Source organism: Microbacterium sp., assembly GCF_011620665.1.
Classification (GTDB): domain Bacteria; phylum Actinomycetota; class Actinomycetes; order Actinomycetales; family Microbacteriaceae; genus Microbacterium.
In genome coordinates this window covers 14,458-20,592 of the sequence record NZ_WOYQ01000046.1, presented here as the reverse complement: position 1 = coordinate 20,592, position 6,135 = coordinate 14,458, and the positions used below count along the sequence as shown (strand labels likewise).

Sequence of the window (6,135 nt, the reverse complement as noted above, 5' to 3'; positions counted from 1 at the left end):
GCCCCGCGCCCGCGGCGCGAAGCCCGCCGGCTAGGCCCGTGCGCGGGTCGGCACGCGGCGCGCCGCCGGCGCCGCCACGGGGGCGAGCCGTTGCAGCTGCGTCACGTGGCGCGGCTCGAGCTCGCCGAGCGACGAGACCCCGAGCAGCTGCATCGTCCGCTCGATCTCGGCGCGGAGGATCGCGATCGTCCGGTCGACCCCGGCGCGGCCGCCGGCCATGAGGCCGTACAGATAGGCCCGGCCGATCAGGGTGAATTTCGCACCGAGCGCGACCGAGGCGACGATGTCGGCGCCGTTCATGATGCCGGTGTCGACCATGATCGTCGCGTCAGTGCCGACCTCGCGGACGACGTGCGGCAGCAGGTGGAACGGGATGGGGGCGCGGTCGAGCTGGCGTCCGCCGTGGTTCGAGAGGACGATCCCGTCCACACCCCGGTCGATGAGCCGCTTGCTGTCGGCGATGTTCTGCACGCCCTTGACCACGATCTTGCCGGGCCAGAGCGAGCGGATGACGTCGAGATCGTCATAGCTGATGGTCGGGTCCATCGCCGAGTCGATGAGCTCGCCGACCGTGCCCCCCGTCGTCGTGAGCGAGGCGAACTCGAGCTTCGGCGTCGTGAGGAAGTCGAACCACCACCACGGACGGGGAATGGCATCGATGATCGTCGACACCGTCAGCTGCGGCGGGATCGAGAAGCCGTTGCGCTTGTCGCGCAGGCGCGCTCCGCCGACGGGGGTGTCGACCGTGAACATGAGGGTGTCGAACCCGGCCGCGGCCGCGCGGGCCGCGAGGCCGTACGAGATCTCGCGCTCGCGCATGATGTACAGCTGGAACCAGTTGCGACCGCCAGGGTTGGCGGCGCGCACGTTCTCGATCGAGGTCGTGCCGAGCGTCGAGAGGGTGAAGGGGATGCCGGCGGCGCCCGCCGCCGCGGCGCCCGCGACCTCGCCCTCGGTCTGCATCAGCCGGGTGAAACCGGTGGGCGCGATCCCGAAGGGAAGCTCCGAGCGCCCGCCGAGGATCTCCACGGAGGTGTCGACGCGTTCGGCCGGGCGCAGGATGTCGGGGTGGAACTCGATGTCCTCGAAAGCCTGACGCGCGCGGGCGAGCGACAGCTCCCCCTCGGCCGCTCCGTCGGTGTAGTCGAAGGCGGCCTTCGGTGTGCGCCGCTTCGCGATCTTCCGGAGGTCGGCGATCGTCAGCGCTCCCTCGAGCCGGCGCTTCGTGCCGTCCAGCTCGAGCCGCTTGAACTGCATGAGCTCCAGGAGCTCGGGAATCTTGGGCAGCTGACGCTGGACCATGGCACCTCCTCGCGTGTGACGATCTCAGTCGGCCGAAGACGGGGCCGGCAGACCCGCATCCGCGTAGTAGTCGGAGATGTGCGCGCGGACGATGCGACGCGCACGGTCCGCATCGCCCGAATCGATCGCGTTCAGCACGTCGCGGTGCTCCTGCCGCAGGCGATCGGCGGTGACAGACCAGTCCGGCAGGCGTTCGACGCCGGCGCGGACGTAGCCGTCGATCATGGGCCGGAGGCCGGCCATGGTCGCCGCCACGACGACGTTGCCCGCGGCATCGGCCAGACGAAGGTGGAACTGAGCATCCAGCGCCAGGAAGTCGTCGGCGGAGAGGTCCTCGGCATCCATCGCCGCGAGCGTGGCCCGTGCCTCCGCGAGATCGGCGCCGGGCTGCCCGGCCAGGTGGCCGACAGCCCACTCCTCCAGCAGCAGACGGGTCTCATAGACGTCCGGGATGGTGAACCCCTGCGCCGCCACCTGCAGGCGGAGCAGCTGTGCGAGGCCCCCGTGCGGCGTCGCGGTGACGATGGCGCCGGCGCTCGGCCCCGATCCGGTCGCGGTGCGGATGAGCCCCATGACCTCGAGGACGCGCAGCGCTTCGCGCACGCTCGATCGCCCGACACCGAGGGTGCTCGCGAGCTCCCGTTCGGGCGGGAGCCGGTCTCCGGGGCCGAGCGCACCGCCCAGCAGGTCGGCTTCGATCTTCTCGAGTACGACGCGCCACGCGCGCGCGGGGGGGTTCTCGGTCATCATCGCCCTTCCGAATGATGCGGCCACCCTATCGCGATGTGGTCAGACCGCAAAACCGGCGTCAGCTGAGCCGACCGGCCGACTCGCGCAGATAGCACTCCGCGCACATCGACTCGTAGGTCACCCGCTCGGTGCTCAGTTCGTCGATCGCGACCTGATCGCCGTCGAACACGAACGCTCCCCCGACGAGCCGCGCGTTGAAGATCGCCTTCCGCCCGCACCGGCAGATGGTCTTGAGCTCCTCGAGGCTGTGCGCGAGTTCGAGCAGCCGCGCCGAGCCGGGAAACGCCCGCGTCTGGAAGTCGGACCGGATGCCGTAGGCCAGCACCGGGATGCGCTCCCCCACGGCGATGCGCAGGAGGTCCTCCACCTGGGCGGGCGAGAGGAACTGCGCCTCGTCGATCAAGAGGCACGCGACCGCGGGGTGCGCGTGCGCCCGGACGAGTTCGCGGAGGTCGTCGCCCGGGCCGATGAGGAAGTCCACGGTGCGCTCGACACCGAGCCGGCTCGAGATCTTCTCGGCGCCCTTGGTGTCGACCGCGGGCTTGGCCAGCAGCACGTGCTGCCCGCGCTCTTCGTAGTTGAACGCGGCCTGCAGCAGCGCCGTGGACTTCCCGGAGTTCATCGCTCCGTAGCGGAAGTACAGCTTCGCCACCGGGCGTCCCCTATTCGTGGATGCCGAGCGCCTCGGCCGTGCGTGCGACGGACGCCCTCGCGCGGGCCGGAACGTCGTTGAGCGTCGTGCCGTAGCTGGGAATGAGGTCCCGCAGCTCAGCCTCCCACCCGCCGATGCGGTCCGGGAAGCAGGTCGCGAGCAGGTTCAGCATGATCGCCACCGCCGTCGACGCGCCGGGTGAGGCCCCGAGCAGTCCCGCGATCGTGCCGTCGGCCGACGTGATGACCTCGGTGCCGAACTGCAGCACGCCGCCCTTGGCGGGGTCCTTCTTCATGACCTGCGCGCGCTGGCCGGCCTGAAGCAGCTCCCAGTCCTCGTCCTTCGCCGTCGGCATGAACTCGCGGAGCGAGTCCATCTTCTTGGCGTGATTCTTCAGCAGTTCGCTCAGAAGATACTTGAGCAGGTCGGGGTTGTCGACGGCGACTTTGAGCATGGGCAGGATGTTGCCGGGCCGGACCTGCTCGATGATGTCGGTGATCCGCCCGTTCTTGAGGAACTTGGGACTGAAGGTCGCGAACGGGCCGAAGAGCAGCGACGACTCGCCGTCGACGACGCGCGTGTCGAGGTGCGGGACCGACATCGGCGGCGCGCCGACGGATGCCTGCGAGTAGACCTTCGCGTTGTGCTGCGCGACGAGCTCGGGTTTCGACGTCTTCAGCCACTGTCCGCCGATCGGGAAGACGCCGTAGCCCTTGATCTCGGGGATGCCGGAAGCCTGCAGCAGCTTGATGGCCCATCCGCCCGCTCCCACGAACACGAAGCGTGCGCGGAGACTGCCCGGCGTCTTGCCCAGCATGTGACGGTACGAGACCTTCCAGGTGCCGTCGGCGAGCTGGCTGAGGTTGCGCACTTCGCGATTGGTGACGACATCCACGCCCCGCGACTCGAGGTGGGCGAACAGCTGGCGGGTCAGTGCTCCGAAGTCGACGTCGGTGCCGGCCGGCACCCGCGTGGCGGCGAACGGCTCACCCGTGCGGCGCCCCTGCATGAGAAGCGGGGCCCACTGGTTGATCACCCGCGAGTCCTCGGAGTACTCGATGCCGGCGAACAGCGGCTCTTCCTTCAGGATCTCGTAGCGCTTCCTGAGGTAGGCCACGTCCTTCTCGCCGCGGACGAAGGTCATGTGCGGTGCCGAGTTGATGAAGGTCGAGGGCTCGTCGAGGATCCCGCGCTCGATGAACGAGGTCCACAGCTGCCGGCTCTGCTGGAACTGCTCGTTGATCGCGATGGCCTTCGCCGGATCGAGCGACCCGTCGGGGCCTTCGGGCATGTAGTTCAGCTCGCACATGGCCGCGTGGCCCGTGCCGGCGTTGTTCCAGGCGTTGGAGGACTCCTGCGCGACCTCGGAGAGCCGCTCGCACACGACGATCTTCCAGTCGGGCTGCAACTCCTTCAGCAGAGTTCCGAGGGTGGCACTCATGATGCCACCACCGATCAGGACGACGTCGACGGGTTCACTCACAATGTTCCATTCTAGGCCGCGTTCGCGATCCTCCCGGAGAGAGCAGATGCCTCAGCGGCGGATGCCGAAGACGAAATAGGCGGCGGGGCCGATCCAGTTGACGAGGATCGCGGGGATCCACACCGGCTTCGGCCCGCGGACCTCTTTCGGCGAGCGCAGCGCGAGATCCCAGAACGCCAGTGCGGCGAACGCGACCTGTGCGACGCCGACGACCGCGATGCCGACGCGCATGAGCCCGCGCCTGGGCGCCTTCTCGCTCATCGGGCGACCGGTGCGCTCAGGCGGGCGGCGACGATCTCGGCGATCTGCACCGCGTTGAGGGCCGCGCCCTTGCGCAGGTTGTCGTTCGAGATGAACAGGACCAGTCCCCTGCCCGCGGGCGCGGACTGGTCGGCGCGGATGCGTCCGACGAAGCTCGGATCCTTGCCCGCGGCGTGAAGCGGCGTGGGCACCTCGTCGAGCACGACACCGGGGGCGGATGCCAGGATCTCTCGCGCGCGCTCGGGCGTGATCTCGCGGGAGAACTCCGCGTGGATCGACAGCGAGTGCCCGGTGAAGACGGGAACGCGCACGCAGGTGCCGGCGACGCGGAGGTCGGGGAGCTCGAGGATCTTGCGGCTCTCGTTGCGCAGCTTCTTCTCTTCGTCGGTCTCGTTGTCACCGTCGTCGACGAGATTGCCGGCGAACGGGATGACATCGAACGCGATCGGCGCGATGTACTTCTCGGGTTGCGGGAACTCCACCGCCCCGCCGTCGTGGACGAGGTCGAGGGTGTGGTTCTGCGCGAGGACCCCCTCGACCTGACCGAGCAGCTCCTGCGCGCCGGCCAGGCCGGAGCCCGACACCGCCTGGTAGGTGCTGACGATCAGGCGCTCGAGCCCGGCCGCGTCGGCGAGGGGCTTGAGCACCGGCATCGCAGCCATCGTCGTGCAGTTCGGGTTCGCGATGATCCCCTTGGGCAGATTCTCGGTGGCGTGCGGATTGACCTCGCTGACGACGAGGGGAACCTCGGGATCCATCCGCCACGCGCTCGAGTTGTCGATGACGACGGCGCCGGCCTCGGCGAAGCGGGGGGCGTGGGCACGCGAACCGGTCGCGCCGGCGCTGAACAGCGCGATGTCGATGCCGGCGGGGTCTGCCGTGGCGATGTCCTCGACGACGATGCTCTGCCCGCCGAAGTCCACGGCGGTGCCCGCGCTCCGCGCCGTCGCGAAGAGCCGCAGCTCGCGGATCGGGAAGGCGCGCTCGGCGAGGATCTCACGCATGACCGTGCCGACCTGGCCGGTGGCGCCGACGACGGCGACGGAGAGTCCGGAATCGGAGATTCGGGTCATGTGCTCACCTCAGGGATCGCGAAAGGGGTTGCCTGATTGTATCGGCCGATACGGACCCGCTCGCGTCAGCGGCCGGTGCCGGCGTAGACGACGGCCTCGGTGTCGCCGTCGAGCCCGAAGGCGGTGTGCACGACCCGGGCGGCCCCCGCCAGGTCATCGCCGCGGACGACGACCGAGATGCGGATCTCGGAGGTCGAGATCATCTCGATGTTCACGCCCGCCGCAGACAGCGCTTCGAACAGCGTCGCCGAGACGCCCGAGTGCGTGCGCATGCCGGCGCCGACGACGGAGAGCTTGCCGATCTGGTCGTCGTGCACGAGGCTCTCGAAGCCGACGCCGGTCTGCTCGCCGGCGAGCGCACGCAGGGCGAGAGGGGCATCGGTCTTGGGCAGCGTGAACGAGATGTCGGTGCGGCCGGTCGCGGCGGCCGACACGTTCTGGACGATCATGTCGACGTTGGCGCCGGATTTCGCGACGATCTTGAAGATCTCCGCCGCCTTGCCGGGAACATCGGGAACCCCGATGACGCTGATCTTGGCCTGGCTGAAGTCGGTGGCGACGCCGGCGACGATGGGTTCTTCCATGGGACTCTCCTGTGTGCCGGACTCCTGTGT

General features: G+C 69.2%; 7 protein-coding genes. All 7 read right to left on the bottom strand.

Annotation, left to right across the window (positions count from 1 at the left end; translation table 11 throughout):
* Window positions 1-30 precede the first annotated feature (30 nt).
* Window positions 31-1,302, bottom strand: coding sequence for an alpha-hydroxy acid oxidase (locus QZV81_RS06480; protein WP_292834537.1), 1,272 nt, complete (start codon window positions 1,300-1,302; stop codon window positions 31-33).
* Window positions 1,303-1,326: 24 nt separating this feature from the next.
* A complete protein-coding gene (locus tag QZV81_RS06475) occupies window positions 1,327-2,049 on the bottom strand; it encodes a FadR/GntR family transcriptional regulator (protein WP_292834534.1) in 723 nt (240 codons plus the stop codon).
* Window positions 2,050-2,110: 61 nt separating this feature from the next.
* Window positions 2,111-2,704 (bottom strand): thymidine kinase, encoded by a 594-nt coding sequence (locus QZV81_RS06470; protein ID WP_292834531.1) that lies wholly within the window; start codon window positions 2,702-2,704, stop codon window positions 2,111-2,113.
* 10 nt (window positions 2,705-2,714) lie between these two features.
* Window positions 2,715-4,187 carry a malate:quinone oxidoreductase gene (locus tag QZV81_RS06465; RefSeq protein WP_292834528.1) on the bottom strand — a complete coding sequence of 491 codons (1,473 nt, stop codon included), beginning with the start codon at window positions 4,185-4,187 and terminating at the stop codon, window positions 2,715-2,717.
* A gap of 51 nt (window positions 4,188-4,238) precedes the next feature.
* Window positions 4,239-4,448 (bottom strand): PLDc N-terminal domain-containing protein, encoded by a 210-nt coding sequence (locus QZV81_RS06460; RefSeq protein ID WP_292834525.1) that lies wholly within the window; start codon window positions 4,446-4,448, stop codon window positions 4,239-4,241.
* Window positions 4,445-5,521 carry an aspartate-semialdehyde dehydrogenase gene (locus tag QZV81_RS06455; protein WP_292834522.1) on the bottom strand — a complete coding sequence of 359 codons (1,077 nt, stop codon included), beginning with the start codon at window positions 5,519-5,521 and terminating at the stop codon, window positions 4,445-4,447. Before QZV81_RS06455 ends, QZV81_RS06460 begins: the two co-directional genes overlap by 4 nt.
* Before the next feature lie 65 nt (window positions 5,522-5,586).
* Window positions 5,587-6,135: ACT domain-containing protein (locus QZV81_RS06450; RefSeq protein ID WP_292834519.1), on the bottom strand; the 549-nt coding region annotated here is incomplete at its 5' end.

Excerpts from the sequence above, each read along its gene's own strand:
- QZV81_RS06480 (WP_292834537.1), bottom strand. The coding sequence starts at position 1,302 with ATGGTCCAGCGTCAGCTGCCCAAGATTCCCGAGCTCCTGGAGCTCATG.
- QZV81_RS06475 (WP_292834534.1), bottom strand. The coding sequence starts at position 2,049 with ATGACCGAGAACCCCCCCGCGCGCGCGTGGCGCGTCGTACTCGAGAAG.
- QZV81_RS06460 (WP_292834525.1), bottom strand. The coding sequence starts at position 4,448 with ATGAGCGAGAAGGCGCCCAGGCGCGGGCTCATGCGCGTCGGCATCGCG.
- QZV81_RS06455 (WP_292834522.1), bottom strand. The coding sequence starts at position 5,521 with ATGACCCGAATCTCCGATTCCGGACTCTCCGTCGCCGTCGTCGGCGCC.